Origin of the sequence: Streptomyces sp. NPDC048361, assembly GCF_040651795.1 — a bacterium.
Lineage (GTDB): Bacteria > Actinomycetota > Actinomycetes > Streptomycetales > Streptomycetaceae > Streptomyces.
The window spans coordinates 25,766-43,882 of record NZ_JBEZKW010000023.1 but is presented as its reverse complement, the minus strand read 5'-3'; the positions used below and the strand labels follow the sequence as shown (position 1 = coordinate 43,882).

General features: G+C 70.9%; 15 protein-coding genes. 6 read left to right on the top strand and 9 right to left on the bottom strand.

Annotation, left to right across the window (positions count from 1 at the left end; all coding sequences use genetic code 11):
* Positions 1–8: 8 nt before the first annotated feature.
* A complete protein-coding gene (locus AB0D31_RS15825; protein ID WP_362722512.1) occupies positions 9–1,826 on the bottom strand; it encodes an NHL domain-containing thioredoxin family protein in 1,818 nt (605 codons plus the stop codon).
* 157 nt (positions 1,827–1,983) lie between these two features.
* On the opposite strand from AB0D31_RS15825, the gene AB0D31_RS15820 reads away from it, so the two are divergent.
* Entirely contained in the window at positions 1,984–2,481 is a 498-nt protein-coding gene (locus tag AB0D31_RS15820; protein WP_362722509.1) for an LURP-one-related family protein, read from the top strand.
* Positions 2,482–2,565: 84 nt separating this feature from the next.
* Here AB0D31_RS15820 and AB0D31_RS15815 read toward each other — a convergent pair whose 3' ends face one another.
* Positions 2,566–3,417 carry a carbon-nitrogen family hydrolase gene (locus tag AB0D31_RS15815; RefSeq protein ID WP_362722506.1) on the bottom strand — a complete coding sequence of 284 codons (852 nt, stop codon included), beginning with the start codon at positions 3,415–3,417 and terminating at the stop codon, positions 2,566–2,568.
* A gap of 164 nt (positions 3,418–3,581) precedes the next feature.
* On the opposite strand from AB0D31_RS15815, the gene AB0D31_RS15810 reads away from it, so the two are divergent.
* The gene (locus tag AB0D31_RS15810) at positions 3,582–4,406 is read left to right on the top strand and encodes a maleylpyruvate isomerase family mycothiol-dependent enzyme (RefSeq protein WP_362722504.1); all 825 of its coding nucleotides are present in this window, start codon (positions 3,582–3,584) and stop codon (positions 4,404–4,406) included.
* Positions 4,407–4,427: 21 nt separating this feature from the next.
* Here the strand turns inward: AB0D31_RS15810 and AB0D31_RS15805 are convergent, their stop codons facing one another.
* The 6 genes from AB0D31_RS15805 to pdhA form a co-directional block, all read right to left on the bottom strand.
* Entirely contained in the window at positions 4,428–5,726 is a 1,299-nt protein-coding gene (locus AB0D31_RS15805; protein WP_362722501.1) for an MFS transporter, read from the bottom strand.
* A complete protein-coding gene (locus AB0D31_RS15800) occupies positions 5,723–6,421 on the bottom strand; it encodes a GntR family transcriptional regulator (RefSeq protein WP_362722498.1) in 699 nt (232 codons plus the stop codon). The genes AB0D31_RS15805 and AB0D31_RS15800 overlap by 4 nt, the downstream gene beginning before the upstream one ends.
* Positions 6,422–6,548: 127 nt before the next feature.
* Entirely contained in the window at positions 6,549–7,598 is a 1,050-nt protein-coding gene (locus tag AB0D31_RS15795; protein ID WP_362722495.1) for a hypothetical protein, read from the bottom strand.
* Positions 7,599–8,006: 408 nt separating this feature from the next.
* A complete protein-coding gene (locus AB0D31_RS15790) occupies positions 8,007–9,425 on the bottom strand; it encodes a dihydrolipoamide acetyltransferase family protein (protein ID WP_362722492.1) in 1,419 nt (472 codons plus the stop codon).
* Positions 9,426–9,435: 10 nt separating this feature from the next.
* Positions 9,436–10,416, bottom strand: a complete 981-nt coding sequence (locus tag AB0D31_RS15785; RefSeq protein WP_362722489.1) for an alpha-ketoacid dehydrogenase subunit beta — start codon at positions 10,414–10,416, stop codon at positions 9,436–9,438.
* Positions 10,417–10,418: 2 nt separating this feature from the next.
* A complete protein-coding gene (pdhA, locus tag AB0D31_RS15780; protein WP_362722486.1) occupies positions 10,419–11,573 on the bottom strand; it encodes a pyruvate dehydrogenase (acetyl-transferring) E1 component subunit alpha in 1,155 nt (384 codons plus the stop codon).
* A 385-nt stretch (positions 11,574–11,958) separates the two neighbouring features.
* Between pdhA and AB0D31_RS15775 the strand changes: the two genes are divergently transcribed.
* From AB0D31_RS15775 to AB0D31_RS15765, 3 genes are all read left to right on the top strand, one after another.
* Entirely contained in the window at positions 11,959–12,621 is a 663-nt protein-coding gene (locus AB0D31_RS15775) for a response regulator transcription factor (protein WP_323177966.1), read from the top strand.
* Between the two features lie 180 nt (positions 12,622–12,801).
* Positions 12,802–13,221 (top strand): pyridoxamine 5'-phosphate oxidase family protein, encoded by a 420-nt coding sequence (locus AB0D31_RS15770; RefSeq protein ID WP_362722483.1) that lies wholly within the window; start codon positions 12,802–12,804, stop codon positions 13,219–13,221.
* Between the two features lie 15 nt (positions 13,222–13,236).
* On the top strand, positions 13,237–14,250 hold the full coding sequence (locus AB0D31_RS15765; RefSeq protein ID WP_362722480.1) for a phosphotransferase: 1,014 nt from the start codon (positions 13,237–13,239) through the stop codon (positions 14,248–14,250).
* A gap of 14 nt (positions 14,251–14,264) precedes the next feature.
* Here the strand turns inward: AB0D31_RS15765 and AB0D31_RS15760 are convergent, their stop codons facing one another.
* Positions 14,265–15,971 carry a protein kinase gene (locus tag AB0D31_RS15760; RefSeq protein ID WP_362722478.1) on the bottom strand — a complete coding sequence of 569 codons (1,707 nt, stop codon included), beginning with the start codon at positions 15,969–15,971 and terminating at the stop codon, positions 14,265–14,267.
* A 323-nt stretch (positions 15,972–16,294) separates the two neighbouring features.
* On the opposite strand from AB0D31_RS15760, the gene AB0D31_RS15755 reads away from it, so the two are divergent.
* Positions 16,295–17,917: a protein kinase gene (locus tag AB0D31_RS15755; protein WP_362722475.1), complete on the top strand. Its 1,623-nt coding sequence runs from the start codon at positions 16,295–16,297 to the stop codon at positions 17,915–17,917.
* Positions 17,918–18,117 lie beyond the last annotated feature (200 nt).

Sequence of the window (18,117 nt, the reverse complement as noted above, 5' to 3'; positions counted from 1 at the left end):
CCCACCCGCTAGCTCCCCGCGGCGTCCATGCCCGCGAGCACCAGCGGCAGCCGGGCCGCGCCGCCCTCGACGATCCGTACCGGCACGCCCCAGTCCTGCTGATGCATGTGGCAGGCCGGGTACTCGTTGGCCGGGTCGTCGTCGCACGAGGCGGCCATCGCCGAGACGTGCAGGACGCCCTCGGTGACCGCCGGGTTCAGGGCGAGTTCGCGCGCGAGGTCGGTGCCGGTGCCCTCGCCGGTGAGGATCAGCTCGGGCGGGGTCGAGGAGACGAGCAGCCGCGTGGACGGGCCGTAACGGGTGTCCAGCTTCTGCCCGGCCGGCGCCTGGAACACCACATCCAACTGGAGCCGCCCCGGGGCGACTTCGGTCGCCGCGCGCTGCGTGCGGTGCGCCACCGCTTCGACCCGTACGGCCTCATCGGGCAGCCGAAGCCGGGTCAGCCGGTGCCGCGCCGACTCGACGACGACGATGTCGTCCGCGACGAGTACGGCGCCGCTTGGCTCCCTCAACTCCGTTGCCAGTGTGGTGACGTGACCGCTCGCCGGGTCGTAGCGGCGCAGCGCGTGGTTGTACGTGTCGGACACGGCGACCGAGCCGTCCGGCAGCGCGGTGACGCCGAGCGGGTGCTGGAGCAGCGCCTGCGCTGCGTCGCCGTCGCGGTGTCCGAAGTCGAAGAGGCCCGTGCCGACGGCGGTGTGCACGGCGCCGCCGGTGTCGACGTAGCGCAGCGCGGAGGTCTCGGAGTCGGCGACCCAGAGCCGGTCCTCGGTGGCGGCGAGCCCGGAGGGCTGTGCGAACCAGGCCTCGGCGCCCGGCCCGTCGACGAGGCCCTCGTTGGTGGTGCCGGCCGCGACCTCGACGGTCTTCGTCTCCGGGTCGTACGTCCACAGCTGGTGCACGCCGGCCATGGCGATCCACACCTTGCCGCGCCACCACGCGACGTCCCATGGCGAGGAGAGGTCCACGTCGAGGGCGGGCCCGGAGGTGGGCCGGCCCTGCCACCACTGCTTGCCGGTGCCCGCGAGCAACTCGATCTCGCCGCTCACCGGGTCGAAGGTGCGCAGCGCGTGGTGCACGGTGTCGGCGACGACGACCCTGCCGTCGGGAAGCAGTGCGAGCCCCTGCGGCTCCCTGAACTGCCCGTCCCCGCCGATCCGCCGCACGACGCTCTCCCCGTCGGGGGCGAGCTCGACCAGCTGGTGGCGGGTGGTGTCGGAGACCAGCAGGTTCCCGCTCGGCAGCGCGAGCGCCTTGCCGGGGAAGCGGAGGTCGGTGGCGACGGGCTCCGGCGGTACGTACGGCCCGTCGCCGCGCCGCAGCGTGCCCTTCGCGCCGTGCTCGGCCTCCAGCTCCGCCACGAGACGCTCGATGGCGTGGGCATGCCCCTCACCGGCGTGCTGGGCGACGATGTATCCCTCGGGGTCGATCACCACGAGTGTGGGCCAGGCGCGGACGGCGTACTGCTTCCACGTCGCGAGGTCCGGGTCGTCGAGTACGGGATGCTCCACGCCGTACCGCTCGACGGCGTCGACCACGGCCTGGTGCTCGGCCTCGTGCACGAACTTCGGCGAGTGCACCCCGACGATCACCACGGTGTCCCGGTGCTTCTCCTCCAGCTCGCGCAGCTCGTCCAGGACGTGGAGGCAGTTGATGCAGCAGAAGGTCCAGAAATCTACGACAACGCACTTGCCTCGCAGGTCAGCAAGGGTGAGCTCTTTACCGCCGGTGTTCAGCCAGCCGCCCTTGCCGATCAGCTCGGGGGCACGGACTCGGGCACGGCGGGGCGCGGGGGCAGGGGTGGGCGCCGGGGCAGCATCGTTCATGGTTCAAGCTTGCCATCCCGTCGTGAACGGCCTGTGTCACCGTTCGCTCGCCGCCGTCACTCGCTGCTCGCCGCTCGCTGCTCGCCGTCAGGCGCGTACCGTTTGCCGCTCGGCGTTCGCCGTTCGGCGGGGCTCCCGGATGGGCAGGGGTGTAGCCATGAAATACCTCGTGCGGGACAAGATCTTCGCCATTGGCGACGACTACTGGATCGAGACCGAGGACGGCCGCCAGGCTTTCCTCGCCGACGGGAAAGCGCTGCGGCTGCGCGACACGCTGGAGCTGAAGGATCCCTCGGGGCGGGTGTTGATCACGCTCCGGAAGAAGATGTTCGCCCTGCGGGACACGATGACCATCGAGCGGGACGACCAGGCGTTGGCGACGGTCCGCCGCAAACGGCTCTCGCTGCTGCGCAACCACTACCGCGTGAACCTCGTCGAGGGCACGGAGCTCGACGTGACCGGCAAGATCCTGGACCGCGAGTTCACTGTCGAGTACGAGGGTGAGCTGCTCGCCCATGTGTCGCGCAAGTGGTTCCGCGTCCATGAGACGTACGCGGTGAACGTCGTGCGGGAGGACGCGGATGCGGCGCTGATGATCGCGGTGGTGATCTGTGTGATCCGCATGGACGAGAGGGAGCGCGGCCACGACGACTGACCCCGCGCCGGGCCGGGCGCCCTCCCGGGGGCGCGGGGAACCGCGCGGGTGTCCCAGCACGGTCCGCACCCGAAAGCGGTGTTGCTAGCGGCCGAGGACCCTGTCCTTGAGGGCCGGGAAGACCTCCCGGGTTTCGGTGACCTTCGACGGGTCGAGATCCACCGTGAGGATCTCCTCACTCCGCCCCGCCTCGGCAACGACCTCGCCCCAGGGGTCGACGACCACACTGTGCCCCGCCTGCTCGACCCCCGCATGCGTCCCCGCCGTCCCACAGGCCAAGACGTACGCCTGGTTCTCGACCGCACGGGCCCGCGCGAGCAGCGACCAGTGGGCGCGGCGGCGCTCGGGCCAGCCAGCGGAGACGACCAGCGCCTGGGCGCCGGCGTCGACCAGGCCGCGGAACAGCTCGGGGAAGCGCAGGTCGTAGCAGGTGGAGAGCCCCAGCGTGAGCTCGGGCAACGGCACGGTGACCAGGCGATCACCCGCGCCCATCAGCACCGCCTCACCCTTGTCGAAGCCGAAGCGGTGGATCTTGCGGTAGGTGTGCGCGAGCGCGCCATCGGGCGAGAAGACGAGGGAGGTGTTGTAGAGCGCGCCATCCGCACCCCGCTCCGGAATGGACCCCGCGTGCAGCCACACCCCGGCGTCCCGGGCCGCCTCCGACATCGCCTGCGCCGTGGCACTCACCGTGGCACTCGACGGGGCGCTCACCACGGAGCTCGACGAGGTAGCCGACGGGGCGCTCGGCGAAGGCCCGCGCAGCGTCTCCGCCTCGTCCGCGAAGAGCTCGTAGGCGAACGCGCCCACCGTCCACAGTTCGGGAAGCACGACCAGGTCGCTGCCCCGTTGCCCCCGCACCAGTGAACCCACCCGCCGGCGGCGGGAATTGATGGATTCATCGGGGTTTACATCGATCTGGATGAGCGAAGCGCGCACAGTACCACCGTCCTGGCCTTCGAGCCGTCAGCACTATGGGAAACAGCCTACGATCGTCACACCAAAGCACTGCCGGGGTGCTGCCCGGCAGCGTAACTTAGCGTCCAAGCCTCCCACGCAGCCCGCAGTCCAGCCCGCGTACAAAAGAACCGCCGAGGGGTCCCGTGACCGTCCATCCCAGCCTTCAGACCTACGCCGATGCCTGGACCCACTCCATCGAGGCGATATCGGAGCTGGTGCAACCGCTCGTCGAGGGCGAGTGGAACCGTGCGACACCCTGCCCCAACTGGTCGGTGCGCGACATCGTGTCGCACATCATCGGCATGGAGTGCGAGCAGCTGGGCGACCCGAGGCCGATCCACACCCTGCCGCGCGACCTCTTCCACGTACAGACCGAGTTCGCTCGCTACATGGAGATGCAGGTCGATGTGCGCCGGCACCACACGGCGCCGGAGATGACCTCCGAGCTGGAGTACACGGTCATTCGCCGGGCGCGTCAGCTGCGCAACGAGAACCGGGACCCCGACACCAAGGTGCGCGCCCCGCTCGGCGCCGAGCAGACCCTGGAACTCGCGCTGCGGATGCGGGCGTTCGACGTGTGGGTGCATGAGCAGGATCTGCGCTGGGCCCTCAACAAGCCCGGCAACCTGGACTCGCCGGGCGCGTACGTGGCCCGCGACGTCCTGCTGAGCGCGCTGCCCAAGGTCGTGGCGAAGAACGCGGGCGCCCCCGCCAACTCGGCGGTCGTCTTCGACATTCACGGCCCGCTGGAGTTCCTGCGTACGGTGCGGGTCGACGCGGACGGGCGCGGCACCGTCGACGGCGCGCCCTCGCTCGGCCCGCTGGTCACCCTCGCCATGGACTGGGAGACGTTCCTGCGGCTCGCGTGCGGCCGGGTCCGCGCGCATGCCGTCGCCGACCGGGTGAAGGCGGAGGGCGATCAGGCGCTGGCCGACGCCATCCTGCGGGAGTTCGCGGTCACGCCGTAAGGCACCCCCGGGGCACCCCCGCTACACCGGCACGTGCACCGCTTCCACCCGGCTCGCCACCCGCCGGTCCCGCTCGCGGCGTTGGGCGCGGGCCCGCAGCCGCAGGATCTGGGCGAGGCCCAGCGCCTCCAGGAAGAACACCGAGGAGAACGCGATCCGGTAGTTGTCCCCGGTCGCGTCGAGCAGCACGCCCACCGCGAGCAGCGTCGTCATGGAGGCGATGAAGCCGCCCATGTTGGTGATGCCGGACGCGGTGCCCTGGCGTTCGGGCGGGTTGGCGGGGCGCGAGAAGTCGAAGCCGATCATCGAGGCCGGCCCGCACGCGCCGAGCACCAGGCAGAGGGTGACCAACAGCCACATCGGCGCGTGGGCCCCGGGATACGCGATGGTGGCGGCCCACATGAGTGCGGTCGCCCCCACGGTGCCGAGCGCCAGGGGCAGTCGGGCCGCGTGGTGGCGGGCTATGAGCTGCCCGTACACCAGGCCCACGACCATGTTGGAGAGCACCACAAGCGTCAGCAGTCCGCCGGCCGTTCCCCGGTCGAGGCCCTGCGCCTCCACGAGGAACGGCATGCCCCACAGGAGCAGGAACACCATCGCGGGGAACTGCGTGGTGAAGTGCACCCACATGCCGAGCCGGGTGCCGGGTTCGCGCCACGACTCGGTGATCTGACGGCGTACGTACGCGGCTCCGGCGTGGTGGGCGGGCGGCGGCTCGTGGCCCTCGGGGTGGTCGCGCAGGAAAAGCAGCAGCAGGACCAGGACGGCGACGCCGGCGAGCGAGCTGCCCGCGAAGGTCTGGGTCCAGCCGACGCCGTGCAGGGCGCGGGCGATGACGAGGGTGGAGACCAGGTTGCCGGCCATCCCGAACAACGCGGCGACCTGCCCGATCATCGGGCCGTGCTTGGCGGGGAACCAGCGCGAGCCGAGCCGCAGCACACTGATGAAGGTCATCGCGTCGCCACAGCCGAGCAGCGCGCGGGAGGCGAGGGCGGTGGCGTACGAGGGGGAGAGGGCGAAGCCGAGCTGGCCGATGGTGAACAGGACGGTCCCGAGCACCAGGACCTTCTTGGTGCCGAGCCGGTCGACCATGAGGCCGACGGGTATCTGCATCCCCGCGTACACCAGGAGCTGGAGTATGGAGAAGGTGGACAGGGCCGAGGCGTTGACGTGGAAACGCGCCGCGGCGTCCAGGCCCGCGACACCGAGCGAGGTACGGAAGATGACGGCGACGAAATAGACGCCGACACCTATGCCCCACACGAACGCGGCCCGGCGCCCGCCGAGCGGCTGCGGCGCCGGCAGTGCGGCGGAGCTCATCGGTCGTCCCCCCTGACAAGGATCTTGACCCAGCTCAGGTGCTGTCGCACACACTGCGCGGCGCGCTCGCCGTCGCCGTCCCTGATCGCGGCCAGCATCTCCTCGTGCTCGGCGATGTTCTTGGCGACGCGGTCGGGCTGGGCGTGCATGACGGCGACGCCCATCCGCAGCTGACGGTCGCGCATCTGGTCGTAGAGCCGGGCCAGGATCTCGTTCCCGGCGTTACGCACGATCTCGGCGTGGAAGCACCGGTCGGAGACGGCGAGCGCCGCCAGGTCCCCGGCGGCCGCCTGTTCCTTCTGCTCCGCGAGCAGCTCCTGGAGCCGCACGACGAGGCGCTCGGGTGCGGGCACGGCCCTGCGCACCGCGAACTCCTCGACGAGCAGCCGCGTTTCGACCACGTCCGCCGTCTCCTGCGCGGAAACGGCGAGGACGAGGGCGCCCTTCTTCGGATAGAGCTTGATCAGCCCTTCCACTTCGAGCTTGAGCAGCGCCTCGCGCACCGGTGTCCGCGACACCCCGACCGCCTCGGCCAGCTCGCCCTCGGTGAGCAGCGTGCCGCCCTCGTAACGGCGGTCGAGCACCGCCTGCTTGACGTGCATGTAGACGCGGTCGGCGGCGGGCGGACGCTTGGTCGCCGTACTGGTTGCAGGTTTGGTTGCAGGCTTGGTTGCGGGGGCGGGCGCGGGAGGCATGCGCACAGGATAGATACAACAGGGGTGCAACAGAAACCACCGTCCGGATCGCGGGACGGTGGTTCCTTACATCGTGATGTCAGGGCGTCAGGACGTCGTGCGGGTCAGACGCTGCGGGCCGCGTACGTCAGGCGCGGTGGGCCGAGCGGCGGCGCAGGACGATGTAGCCGCCGGCACCCACGACGGCCGGGCCCGCGCCGCCCGCGGCCAGCGCGACCGTGTCGTCGGAGGACCGTCCGGTGAACTCGGCGCCCGCCGCTACGGCGCCCTTGGGCACGACCGAGGTCTGCCCCGCGGTGCCGGCCAAGGGCGCGGACGACGGCGTGGTGACGGCCGCACCGGTGTTCAGCTTGCAGCCCTTCGGCAGCTTGGGGAAGTCCTGGATCGCGTACTTGGATCCCACGCCGCCCTCGACCTTGGACTTGAGCTGCGGGGCGACCCCGTACGGGTTGAGGATCTCGACGTAGATGCCGGCCGAAGCGGGCAGCTTGGGGTGCTTGCGGTCGAGCGTGCCGAGCGAGGGCGCCGGGGCGCCGGAGGCGTCGGCGAAGGTGGCCTTCGGGCCGCTCGGGCTCATGGTCAGCACCGCGTCGGTGCCGGCGCCGATCGAGCGGCTCTGCGTGACCGTGCAGCCCTTGGTGGTGACAGCGCCCGCGGTCGGCGCGGTCGGCTTGGCGGTCGGCTTGCCCGTGGGCTTGGTGGCGGGCTCGCCCTTGGGCAGGGCGTACGTCTTGACGGTGCCGTCGGGGGCCGTGACCTTGACGCTGGGGGTGGCGCTCGCGGCATTGACCAGCTGCGCCTTGAGGCCGGTGACGTACTCGTGGGTGGTGGCGACCGGGTGGGCACGGTCGACGATGGCGAGGACCTTCACGGCCCAGACGTCGCCCGGCTTCCAGTTCGGGCCCACGGCGCGGAAGTAGGCCTCCGGGCCCTCGGCGCCGTTGCGCAGCACCGCCAGCACACCGTGCTCGGCGTCCTTGTAGACGAGGACCTTCTCGCCGTCGTAGCGGTCCACCGGCGCCTGGGCGACCGAGCCCGAGGCCCCGGACGGGGCCCCGGACGCCGCCGGCGTGGCCGCGTAGGCGGCGGCCGGGGTGAGGAGGGCTCCCGCGAGTGCGGCGACGGCGATCGCGGCGCGGAGCGGCGTGCGGAGGGAGGTGCGGGCGTAGGTCGACATGAACGACTCCATGGCACAGGGCGGCCGAGTGGCCGGAGAAGGAAGAAGTGGAGGTCGCATGCCGCCTCCTCTGCCGGGTGGGGCCGTTGAGGCTGGGCGGGGCTGCTGGAACAAACCTAGGGAACACCTGTGTGGGAAACGTCCATCCTCTGTCACGGGCGTGTGACAGAGGGCACAGCCTTGCCGTCCACGCGTACCGGACCGCACCCGACCGAGGCCACTGCTTGTCCGCCGTCCCGCCCGACACCACTGTCCGCCCATCCCACGCTCCCGTCCACCCGAATCCCGCCCATCCCGGACGGAACGCACCGCGGCCCCCGGCGCGTCCGAAGACACATCGGGGGCCGCGGGCCGACCGCGGCGCGGCAACGGTGTGCCGGGCGGGCGGCCCTGTCGGGGTCGGGGCGGTCAGGCCCAGGTGATGAGGCGCTTGGGCCGTTCCAGGACGGCCGCCACATCGGCGAGCACCTTCGAGCCGAGCTCGCCGTCGACGAGCCGGTGGTCGAAGGAGAGCGCCAGCGTGGTGACCTGGCGCGGCTTGACCTTGCCCTTGTGGACCCACGGCTGGAGCTTGATCGCACCGACCGCGAGGATCGCGGCCTCGCCTGGGTTGAGGATCGGGGTGCCGGTGTCCACGCCGAACACGCCGACGTTGGTGATGGTCACCGTGCCGCCCGACATCGCCGCCGGCGACGTCTTGCCCTCGCGAGCCGTCGACACCAACTCGCCCAGCGACTGAGCCAGTTGCGGCAGGGTCTGAGCGTGGGCGTCCTTGATGTTCGGGACGATGAGACCGCGCGGGGTGGCCGCGGCGATGCCCAGGTTCACATAGTGCTTGAGCACGATCTCCTGGTTCGCCTCGTCCCACGAGGCGTTGACGTCCGGATTGCGCTTGATCGCGACCAGGAGCGCCTTGGCGATCAGGAGCAGCGGGTTGACCCGCAGGCCCACCATATCCTTGTCGGCCTTGAGCTCCTCGACCAGCTTCATCGTCCGCGTCACGTCGACGGTCACGAACTCCGTGACGTGCGGCGCCGTGAACGCCGAACCGATCATGGCCTGGGCGGTCGCCTTGCGGACACCCTTGACGGGGATCCGCGTCTCGCGGGCGTCGCCGGTCTGAACGGCCGGAGCCGGAGCGGGAGTTGTTTCACGTGAAACAGGGGCCGCCTCGGCCGCGGGCGCCGCCGCCGCGTGCACGTCCTCGCGGGTGACGACGCCATCCGGGCCGGTCGGCACCACGGTGGCGAGGTCGATGCCGAGGTCCTTGGCGAGCTTGCGCACCGGAGGCTTGGCGAGCGGGCGGGCCGGCGCGGGGGCCTGGCCGTTCAGCTCGGTCTGCACGGCGCGCAGGGCCTCGGCCGGTACCTGCTCGGGAACGGAGGCTCCCTTGCGCGGGCGGCGCTTGGTCGAGGCCTCGGAGACGCCGTAGCCCACGAGGACGGGCTGGCGGCCCTTGGGCGCCTCCTCCTCGGAAGCCCCGGAAGCCGCGGAAGCTGCGGGCGCCGCGGCCGTCACGGTGGGGGCCACGGGCTCGGCGGCCGGGGGCTCCTCGGTGCCGGGAGCCACGTCCACGGTGATGATGGCCGTGCCCACGTCCACGGTCACGCCCTCGTCGAAGTGGAGCGAGCGCACCACACCGTCGTAGGGGATGGGGAGTTCGACGGCCGCCTTTGCGGTCTCGACCTCACACACCACCTGGCCGTCGGTGACGGTGTCACCGGGCTGCACGTACCACTTGAGGATCTCCGCCTCGGTGAGTCCCTCGCCGACGTCCGGCATCTTGAACTCGCGGAAGCGGGCTGCGTTCTCAGTCATTGTCGTCACGACCATTCCCTCAGTACGCCAGCGAGCGGTCGACGGCGTCGAGCACCCGGTCGAGGCCCGGCAGGTACTCCTCCTCCAGGCGCGCCGGCGGGTACGGGGCGTGGTAGCCGCCGACCCGGAGCACCGGGGCCTCCAGGTGATAGAAGCAGCGCTCGGTGATCCGGGCGGCGATCTCCGCTCCGGCGCCGTAGAAGACCGGCGCCTCATGGACCACGACCAGGCGGCGGGTGCGCTCGACGGAGGCCTGGACCGCGTCGAAGTCGATGGGCGACATCGAGCGCAGGTCCACGACCTCGATCGACTTGCCCTCCTCCTGCGCGGCGGCCGCCGCTTCCAGGCAGACCTTCACCATCGGTCCGTACGCCACCAGCGTGAGGTCCGAACCGTCGCGCACGGTGCGGGCCGCGTGCAGCGGACCCGGGATGGCGTCCGTGTCGACTTCGCCCTTGTCCCAGTAGCGGCGCTTGGGCTCGAAGAAGATCACCGGGTCGTCGCACTGGATGGCCTGCTGCATCATCCAGTACGCGTCGGACGCGTTGGAGGGGCTGACCACCTTGAGGCCCGCGACGTGCGCGAACAGCGTCTCGGGGGACTCGCTGTGGTGTTCGACCGCGCCGATGCCACCGCCGTAGGGGATGCGTACGACGACCGGCAGCTTGATCTTGCCGAGCGCGCGGGCGTGCATCTTGGCGAGCTGCGTGACGATCTGGTCGTACGCGGGGAAGACGAAGCCGTCGAACTGGATCTCCACGACGGGCCGGTAGCCGCGCAGCGCCAGGCCGATCGCGGTGCCGACGATGCCGGACTCGGCGAGCGGGGTGTCGATGACCCGGTCCTCGCCGAAGTCCTTGAACAGCCCGTCGGTGACGCGGAAGACACCGCCGAGCTTGCCGACGTCCTCGCCCATGATGAGGACCTTGGGGTCGGTCTCCATCGCCTTGCGCAGCGACTCGTTGATCGCTTTGGCGATCGGCAACTTCTGTACGGCCATGACTAGTTGCCCTCCCCGTCCGAGAACGACGCCTGGTAGGCGGCGAACTGGGCGCGCTCCTCGTCGACCAGCGCGTGGCCGTCGGCGTAGATGTGGTCGAAGATCGCCATCGGCTCGGGGTCGGGCATGGCGCGCACCGCCTCACGCACCCGCTTGCCGAGCGTCTCCGACTCGGTCTCCAGCTCCTCGAAGAACGCGGCGTCCGCGTGGCCGGCGTTCTCCAGGTAGGCGCGCAGCCGCAGGATCGGGTCCTTGGCCTCCCACGCCTCGCGCTCCTCGTCGGCCCGGTACTTCGTCGGGTCGTCGGAGGTGGTGTGCGCGCCCATGCGGTAGGTGAACGCCTCGACCAGGGTGGGGCCTTCACCGCGCCGGGCCCGCTCCAGGGCGGACTTGGTGACGGCCAGGCAGGCCAGCACGTCGTTGCCGTCGACGCGGACACCGGGGAAGCCGAAGCCCTGGGCGCGCTGGTAGAGCGGTACGCGCATCTGCTTCTCGGTGGGCTCGGAGATCGCCCACTGGTTGTTCTGGCAGAAGAACACGACGGGGGCGTTGTAGACGGCGGAGAAGGTGAAGGCCTCCGCGACGTCGCCCTGGCTGGAGGCGCCGTCACCGAAGTAGGCGACCACCGCGCTGTCCGCGCCGTCCTTGGCCACGCCCATCGCGTACCCGGTGGCGTGCAGCGTCTGCGAGCCGATGACGATCGTGTACAGATGGAAATTGTTGGTATTCGGGTCCCAGCCGCCGTGGTTGACGCCACGGAACATGCCGAGCAGGTTGGTCGGGTCGACCCCACGGCACCAGGCGACGCCGTGCTCGCGGTAGGTCGGGAAGACGTAGTCGTCGTCCCGCAGCGCACGCCCGGAGCCGATCTGAGCGGCCTCCTGGCCGAGCAGCGAGGCCCACAGGCCCAGCTCGCCCTGGCGCTGCAGTGCGGTGGCCTCGGCGTCGAAGCGCCGGGTCAGCACCATGTCGCGGTAGAGACCGCGCAGCTCATCGGCGCTCAGGTCGACGTCGTAGTCAGGGTGCTCGACGCGCTCGCCCTCGGGCGTCAGCAGCTGTACGAGCTCGGGCTCGGCAGCCGCCTTCTTCGCGCCGGCGGCGGCGGTGCGCTTGCTGCTGCGTCGCGGTTTGCGCGCGGCAGTGCTCTCCACGGTCACGTGCGTGCTCCTCCGTCTGTCCGGCTCCCGGGTTCGCCGGTGAGCCTGGGGGTCCCCCCGGCTCGTCCGGAGCTTGGGGGAGGCTCGCCTGTCCGTCTCAAGTGCACGGGGTGTGTGCGCTCGGCCGGGGATCAGGCGTGACAGGTGCCCCGGCGAGCGCCCTGCCAAAGGCACGTTACCCAGTGCTGCGCATTACTGCGAAACCCCGCTTGACCTGCGATTTTGCTTGGATTTCCAAGTAAATCGAGAAAGTGGGGAACAGCCGCTGGTCACAGCCTTGCAGGCCGCCGGAACAACGGCACGTTATCCCGGCCGCGCAGGTTGGGGAAGGGGTCTCTTATGGCACTCTTCGGCGTGCTTCGGATGAATGTGTGAGACTGATTCCGTGCGCGAAACAGGCAAAATCACCGTATTCCTGCTCGACGACCACGAGGTGGTTCGTCGCGGCGTCCACGAAATGCTCTCCGTCGAGGACGACATCGAAGTGGTCGGCGAAGCCGGCACGGCGGCGGACGCCCTGGTCAGGATCCCGGCCACCCGCCCCGACGTCGCCGTCCTCGACGTGCGCCTCCCGGACGGCAGCGGAGTCGAGGTCTGCCGCGAGATCCGCTCGCGCAACGAGGACATCAAATGCCTGATGCTCACCTCGTTCGCGGACGACGAAGCACTTTTCGACGCGATCATGGCCGGTGCCTCGGGATATGTCCTCAAGGCGATCCGCGGAAGCGAGCTGCTGACCGCCGTGCGCGATGTCGCGGCCGGCAAGTCGCTGCTCGACCCGGTGGCCACCGCCCGCGTCCTGGAGCGGCTGCGTGACGGCGGCAAGAGCAAGGGTGACGACCGTCTGGCCAACCTCACCGACCAGGAACGCAAGATCCTCGACCTGATCGGCGAGGGCCTCACCAACCGCGTCATCGGCGAGCGCCTGCACCTCGCGGAGAAAACGATCAAGAATTACGTCTCCTCGCTCCTGTCCAAGCTGGGCATGGAGCGCCGCTCCCAGGCCGCCGCGTACGTGGCCCGGATCCAGGCGGAGAAGCAGCACTGACGCGGCACTGCCACAACACTGCCGAAGCGCTGCAGCACCGACGCAACACCGACGATGCACGGACGCGCCGGGCCCGCGGGGGCCCGGACACCGGCCCCCGGCCGTTTAAGGACCTACGGCCCGGCTCCTCGGGGCCCCCAGCTCTTCCACCGGCTCCCGCGAAACGCAAAAGTAGGGGGCATGTCCTTCGACGAGGAAGCCCGCGCCATCGAGCTGCTCGGCCGTGTTCCGTACGGCCGTGTGGCTACGAGCATGCGTGCCCTGCCGTTCGTCGCGCCCGCCCGCCATGTCGTGGTCGACGGCCGCGTGCTGCTGCGGCTGCACGCCGGCCTCGGCTACCACCACGCCTGCCTGGGCAGTGTGGTCGCCTACGGCGCGGACAACTGCGGCTCGGGCGCCGATCATGTGTGGTCTGTGCAGTTCACCGGGACCGCGGAGCCCTTCGAGCCGACCGCCGACGAGCTGGAGCTGTTCGGCGCCGCCCCCCGCGAGGTGGACGGCGAGCCCTTCGACCCGGTCTACATGCGTATCGAACCCCAGTTCGTGACGGTCCATTCGCTGGACTACTCCGAAGAGCGCCGACTCAAACACGTTGCGTGATCTAACATCTGACGAGTGCCGCGCTCATCTGCAACTCCACCCGTGGGCGATCTGCTGCGCCGCTACGAGTCCCCCGGTGAGCCGCTCTCCTGCGAACGGGTCGCCCAGGGCCTGCTGAACCGCGGCTACCGCCTCGCCACCACCCGCGGCGACTACTTCCTCAAGCACCACCTGGACGGCGACCACGAGGCCATCGCCCGCCAGCACCGCGCCACCGAACGTCTCCAGGCCCTCGGCGTCCCCGTCGCCCCGCCCGTGCCGGACGCCCACGGCGACACCGTCGCCGTCATCGGCGGCCACTGCTACGCGCTGCACCCCTGGGTGCACGGCCGCCACCGCGACGGCGCCCAGCTGTGCGCCGTGGAATCCCGCCGCCTGGGCGCGCTCCTCGGGCTCGTGCACACCTGCCTGGCCCAGGTCATGGAGCCCGACGTACCGCAGGGCGAGCACCACAGCGCCGACCCCGCGGACAGCCTCGCGCTCATCGACGACCTCGTGGCGCGCGCCCGCAGCCACCGGCCCCGCGACAGCTTCGACGAACTGGCCGAACACCGGCTTCTGGAGCGGCGGGTGCTGCTCGGCGAGCACGCCCACCGCCGCCCGGCGGCCCCCGCGACCGGCGCCTGGGTGCACGGCGACTTCCATCCGCTGAACCTGCTGTACCGCGGCGAGGGCCGCTCGGCCGAGCCCGCGGCGATCGTCGACTGGGACCGGCTCGGCGTCCAGCCACGCGCCGAGGAGGCGGTACGCGCCGCCGTGATCTTCTTCGTCCGCCCCTCGGGTCAGCTGGAGCTGGCCAAGGTGCGGGCGTACGCGCGCGCCTACCGGCGGGCCGCCGGGGCCGACGCGGAGGAGCTCGCGGCCGCCGTGCACCGGGTGTGGTGGGAGCGGCTCAACGACTTCTGGATCCTGCGCTGGCGCTACCAACTGCACGACCGAAGGGCCGATCCGCAGTTTCCTGCGGCATCGGCCCTTGCGGTGTGGTGGACCCGCGAGTACGAGGCGGTGTGCGAGGCCTTCGCGGGGTGAGGTTCGCCCTGCGGTCAGGGGCTCGGCTTGGTGCCGCCCGGGCCGCTGGAAGTACCCGTGTTGGCGGCGCCCTGGATGGTCCCGGCGTTTCCGGCCGACGTCCCCGTGTTGCCACTGGACGTGCCCGTGTTACCGGCACTGGTACCCGTGGAGGTCCCCGTGTTGCCCGACGACGTTCCCGTATTGCCGGACGACGTCCCCGTGTTGCCGCTCGATGTGCCCTCGTTCCCCGAGGTCGTGCCCTCGGTGCCCGTACCCTCGCTCGTCCCCGACGTCGTGCCCTGGTCCGTGCCCGGCGAGTGCGACGACTGGGACTTGCTCGGTGACGGCGACGCGGAGCGCGAGCGGTGCCGCGAGGGCGACTCGCCGTTGCCGTTCGAGCTGCTGCCGTACGTCTGGCCCTGGCTGGTGCCGGGAGTGTCCGGCGTCGACGGGGTGTCCGACACGGAGGCCGACGGGGAGGTCTCCGGCGACTTCGAGGTCGTTCCCCCGCTGCCGCCCGAGCTTCCGCCCGAGTTTTGCGTCGCGTTCAGTGCGAAGGCGACGCCCGCGGCGATCGCGACGATGGCGAGCACCACGAAGAGCACCATCTTGCCCGGGCCGGACTTCTTCCCACCGCCGTGACCGTACCCGTCGTAGCCGCCGTCGTCCGGGTTGGACGGCGGCAGGATCGGGCCGCCGAACTGCGACGTGTCCCCGTGCACGGGGTGGCCCATGGCCGCGGTGGCCCCGGCCATGCCCATCGCCGGCGTCCGGGCGTTCTCGTGCATCATCTCGACCGGCCCGGTGTTCCAGGTGCCGGTGTGGCCGCCCTGCGCCTGGAGCATCTGCAACCCGTACTGGACCAGGCCGCGCATCTCCTCGGCGGACTGGAAACGGTCGTCCGGGTCCTTGGCGAGAGAACGCATGACGAGGCCGTCGAGTTCCGGCGGCGCGACATGCGCCACCTGCGACGGCGGCACCGGCATGTCCTGGACGTGCTGGTAGACCACCGACAACGGTGTCTCACCGATGAACGGCGGCCGCTGCGCGAGGAGTTCGTACAGCAGGCAGCCGGTCGCGTACAGGTCGGAGCGGTGGTCGACGGCCTTGCCGAGCGCCTGCTCGGGCGAGAGGTACTGGGGGGTTCCCATGACCATGCCGGTCTGCGTCATCGTCGACTGGGCGCCGTGCAGGGCGCGCGCGATGCCGAAGTCCATCACCTTGACCGCACCGGTGTCGGTGATGATCACGTTGGCCGGCTTGATGTCACGGTGCACGATGCCGTGCTGGTGCGAGTAGGCGAGCGCTTCGAGCACGCCCGAGACGATGATCAGCGCCTGCTGCGGCGGCGGCGCGTCCGCGTCGACCAGGAGGTCGCGGATGGTGCGCCCCTCGACGAGCTCCATCACGATGTACGGGACGGTCTGGCCGCCCACGAAGTCCTCGCCGGAGTCGTACACCGCCACCACCGCGTGGTGGTTGAGGCCGGCCACCGACTGCGCCTCACGCGTGAAGCGCGCCTTGGACACCGGGTCCTCGGCAAGATCGGCACGGAGCAGCTTCACGGCGACGGTGCGGCCGAGGCGCACGTCCTCGGCGGCGAACACCTCGGCCATGCCGCCGCGGCCCAGCCGGTGGGTGAGGCGGTACCGGCCGTCGCCGACGAGACCGCCGACCCACGACTCGTGGTCCTGCCCATCGGCCATCCCGGCGCCGTTTCCGTCGGGTTCGGGTGCCATCAGTCCTCGCCGTCGTATCTGGCCGCGTCCGCGGTCTTCCTTACGGTCTTCCGTCGTGCTCATCCGCTGGTTGTGCAGTAGTGCACGCTACAGCGTTGGCGGGGGCCGCCGGTCCGGGATGGACCGGCCATCCCATCGGTTCCGCGTGCACCCATGCATATCTCGTACGGTTTCCATGCCATTCCTGTAACGCTTGCGAGTCTCTTCCCGTGCGTACGGTCACGGAACGGGCACCCGGCTTGACGTGACCCACCCCTCGGGCAGACTTGGCCTGAAAAATCGAGGATCATCACTGGCCGCCGGGCCAAGGGGGATGCACAGTCATGAGCCAGGACGGCGCACACGGCCGCTATGCGGGCGGTTCCATCGCGGGCGGGCGCTACCAGCTGCGCGACCTCCTCGGCGAGGGCGGAATGGCGTCGGTGTACCTCGCGTACGACTCCGCCCTCGACCGCCAGGTCGCCATCAAGACCCTGCACACCGAACTCGGCCGGGAGCAGTCCTTCCGCGAGCGGTTCCGCCGTGAGGCGCAGGCGGTCGCCAAGCTGCAGCACACCAACATCGTCTCCGTCTTCGACACGGGCGAGGACACGGTGCTGTTCAACGGCGCCCCGGGCGGCGACGGCGTGATGCCGTACATCGTCATGGAGTACGTGGAGGGCGAGCCGCTCGGCTCGACGCTGCAGCGCGACATCCATCAGCACGGCGCGATGCCCGCCGACAAGGCCCTCAAGGTGACCGCCGACGTGCTGGCCGCCCTGGAGGTCAGCCACGAGATGGGCCTGGTCCACCGGGACATCAAGCCGGGCAACGTGATGATGACCAAGCGCGGCATCGTCAAGGTGATGGACTTCGGCATCGCCCGCGCCATGCAGTCCGGCGTCACCTCCATGACCCAGACCGGCATGGTCGTCGGCACCCCCCAGTACCTTTCGCCCGAGCAGGCCCTCGGCCGCGGTGTGGACGCCCGCTCCGACCTGTACTCGGTCGGCATCATGCTCTTCCAGCTCCTGACGGGACGCATCCCCTTCGACGCGGACTCGCCGCTGGCGATCGCGTACGCACACGTCCAGGAGGAGCCGGTCGCCCCGTCCTCCGTCAACCGGTCGATCACCCCGGCCGTGGACGCGCTGGTGGCCCGCGCCCTGCAGAAGAACCCGAACGAGCGCTTCCCCAGCGCCCAGGCCATGCACGACGAGATCCACCGGATCGCCTCCGCGGGCCAGATGGGCGCGGCCCCGGTCATCACCGGCGGCGCCCCGCCGGTCAGCGGCACGGGCGTCGGCGCCACGGTCTTCCCGCCCCTCGACTCGGCGGCCGCACCCGGCCCCCAGGGCGTCGTGCAGACGCCGTACCAGCCGGGCCCCTACGGTCCGCCGACCCCGGCGCCGACCCCGATGCCCCAGCCTTCCTACGGCTACCCGCAGCAGCACGCCCCGATGGCGCCCCACACCCCGCCGCCGTACTCGATGTCCCCGGCCCAGACCCCGCCGCCGGCATCCGGCGGGGCCAAGCGGAACACCGGGGTGATCGTGGGCGCCGTGGCGGTGGCCCTCCTGGCGGTCGGCGGTCTGATCACGGCGCTGACCCTCAACAAGGGTGACGCGAACCAAGGCGGCGACGCCAAGGCCAGCACCTCGGCGGCGGCCGGCCACAAGGGCCCGGAGCGCGACCGCAAGATGGACACCGAGAAGTGCACGTCGCCGCAGACCTCCACCCTCGACCCGGGCAAGGTCCAGGCGCCCGACTTCTCGTACAAGGACATCCTGTCGGTGAAGTCCTGCATCCAGGCCGCCGGCTGGAAGGTCAACACCGAGACCGTCGACAACGGCCAGTGGGGCGAGGACGTGGTGGTCACCCAGTTCCCCGCGGCCGGCGTCGATGTGGACAAGAAGAACGCACAGTTCACGCTGCAGATCTCGTCGGGCAACCCGCCCGGGCAGTAGGCGCACCCGTGATACGGACGAAGGCCCTGCACCCCTGGTGCGGGGCCTTCGTCCGTCGACGCCCCTGCACGCACCGGGCGACAGTCTTTCCGGGCGGGAAGGGGGGGAGCGGGACGGCGGGAGCGGGACGGCGGGAGCGGGACGGCGGGAGCGGGACGGCGGGAGCGGGACGGCGGGAGCGGGACGGCGGGAGCGGGAAC

What these genes read in the sequence shown, in the direction of transcription:
- AB0D31_RS15760 (WP_362722478.1), bottom strand. Translation starts at nt 15,971, where the DNA reads ATGGCACCCGAACCCGACGGAAACGGCGCCGGGATGGCCGATGGGCAG.
- AB0D31_RS15770 (WP_362722483.1), top strand. Translation starts at nt 12,802, where the DNA reads ATGTCCTTCGACGAGGAAGCCCGCGCCATCGAGCTGCTCGGCCGTGTT.
- AB0D31_RS15795 (WP_362722495.1), bottom strand. Translation starts at nt 7,598, where the DNA reads ATGTCGACCTACGCCCGCACCTCCCTCCGCACGCCGCTCCGCGCCGCG.
- AB0D31_RS15800 (WP_362722498.1), bottom strand. Translation starts at nt 6,421, where the DNA reads ATGCCTCCCGCGCCCGCCCCCGCAACCAAGCCTGCAACCAAACCTGCA.
- AB0D31_RS15785 (WP_362722489.1), bottom strand. Translation starts at nt 10,416, where the DNA reads ATGGCCGTACAGAAGTTGCCGATCGCCAAAGCGATCAACGAGTCGCTG.
- AB0D31_RS15755 (WP_362722475.1), top strand. Translation starts at nt 16,295, where the DNA reads ATGAGCCAGGACGGCGCACACGGCCGCTATGCGGGCGGTTCCATCGCG.
- AB0D31_RS15825 (WP_362722512.1), bottom strand. Translation starts at nt 1,826, where the DNA reads ATGAACGATGCTGCCCCGGCGCCCACCCCTGCCCCCGCGCCCCGCCGT.
- AB0D31_RS15820 (WP_362722509.1), top strand. Translation starts at nt 1,984, where the DNA reads ATGAAATACCTCGTGCGGGACAAGATCTTCGCCATTGGCGACGACTAC.
- AB0D31_RS15805 (WP_362722501.1), bottom strand. Translation starts at nt 5,726, where the DNA reads ATGAGCTCCGCCGCACTGCCGGCGCCGCAGCCGCTCGGCGGGCGCCGG.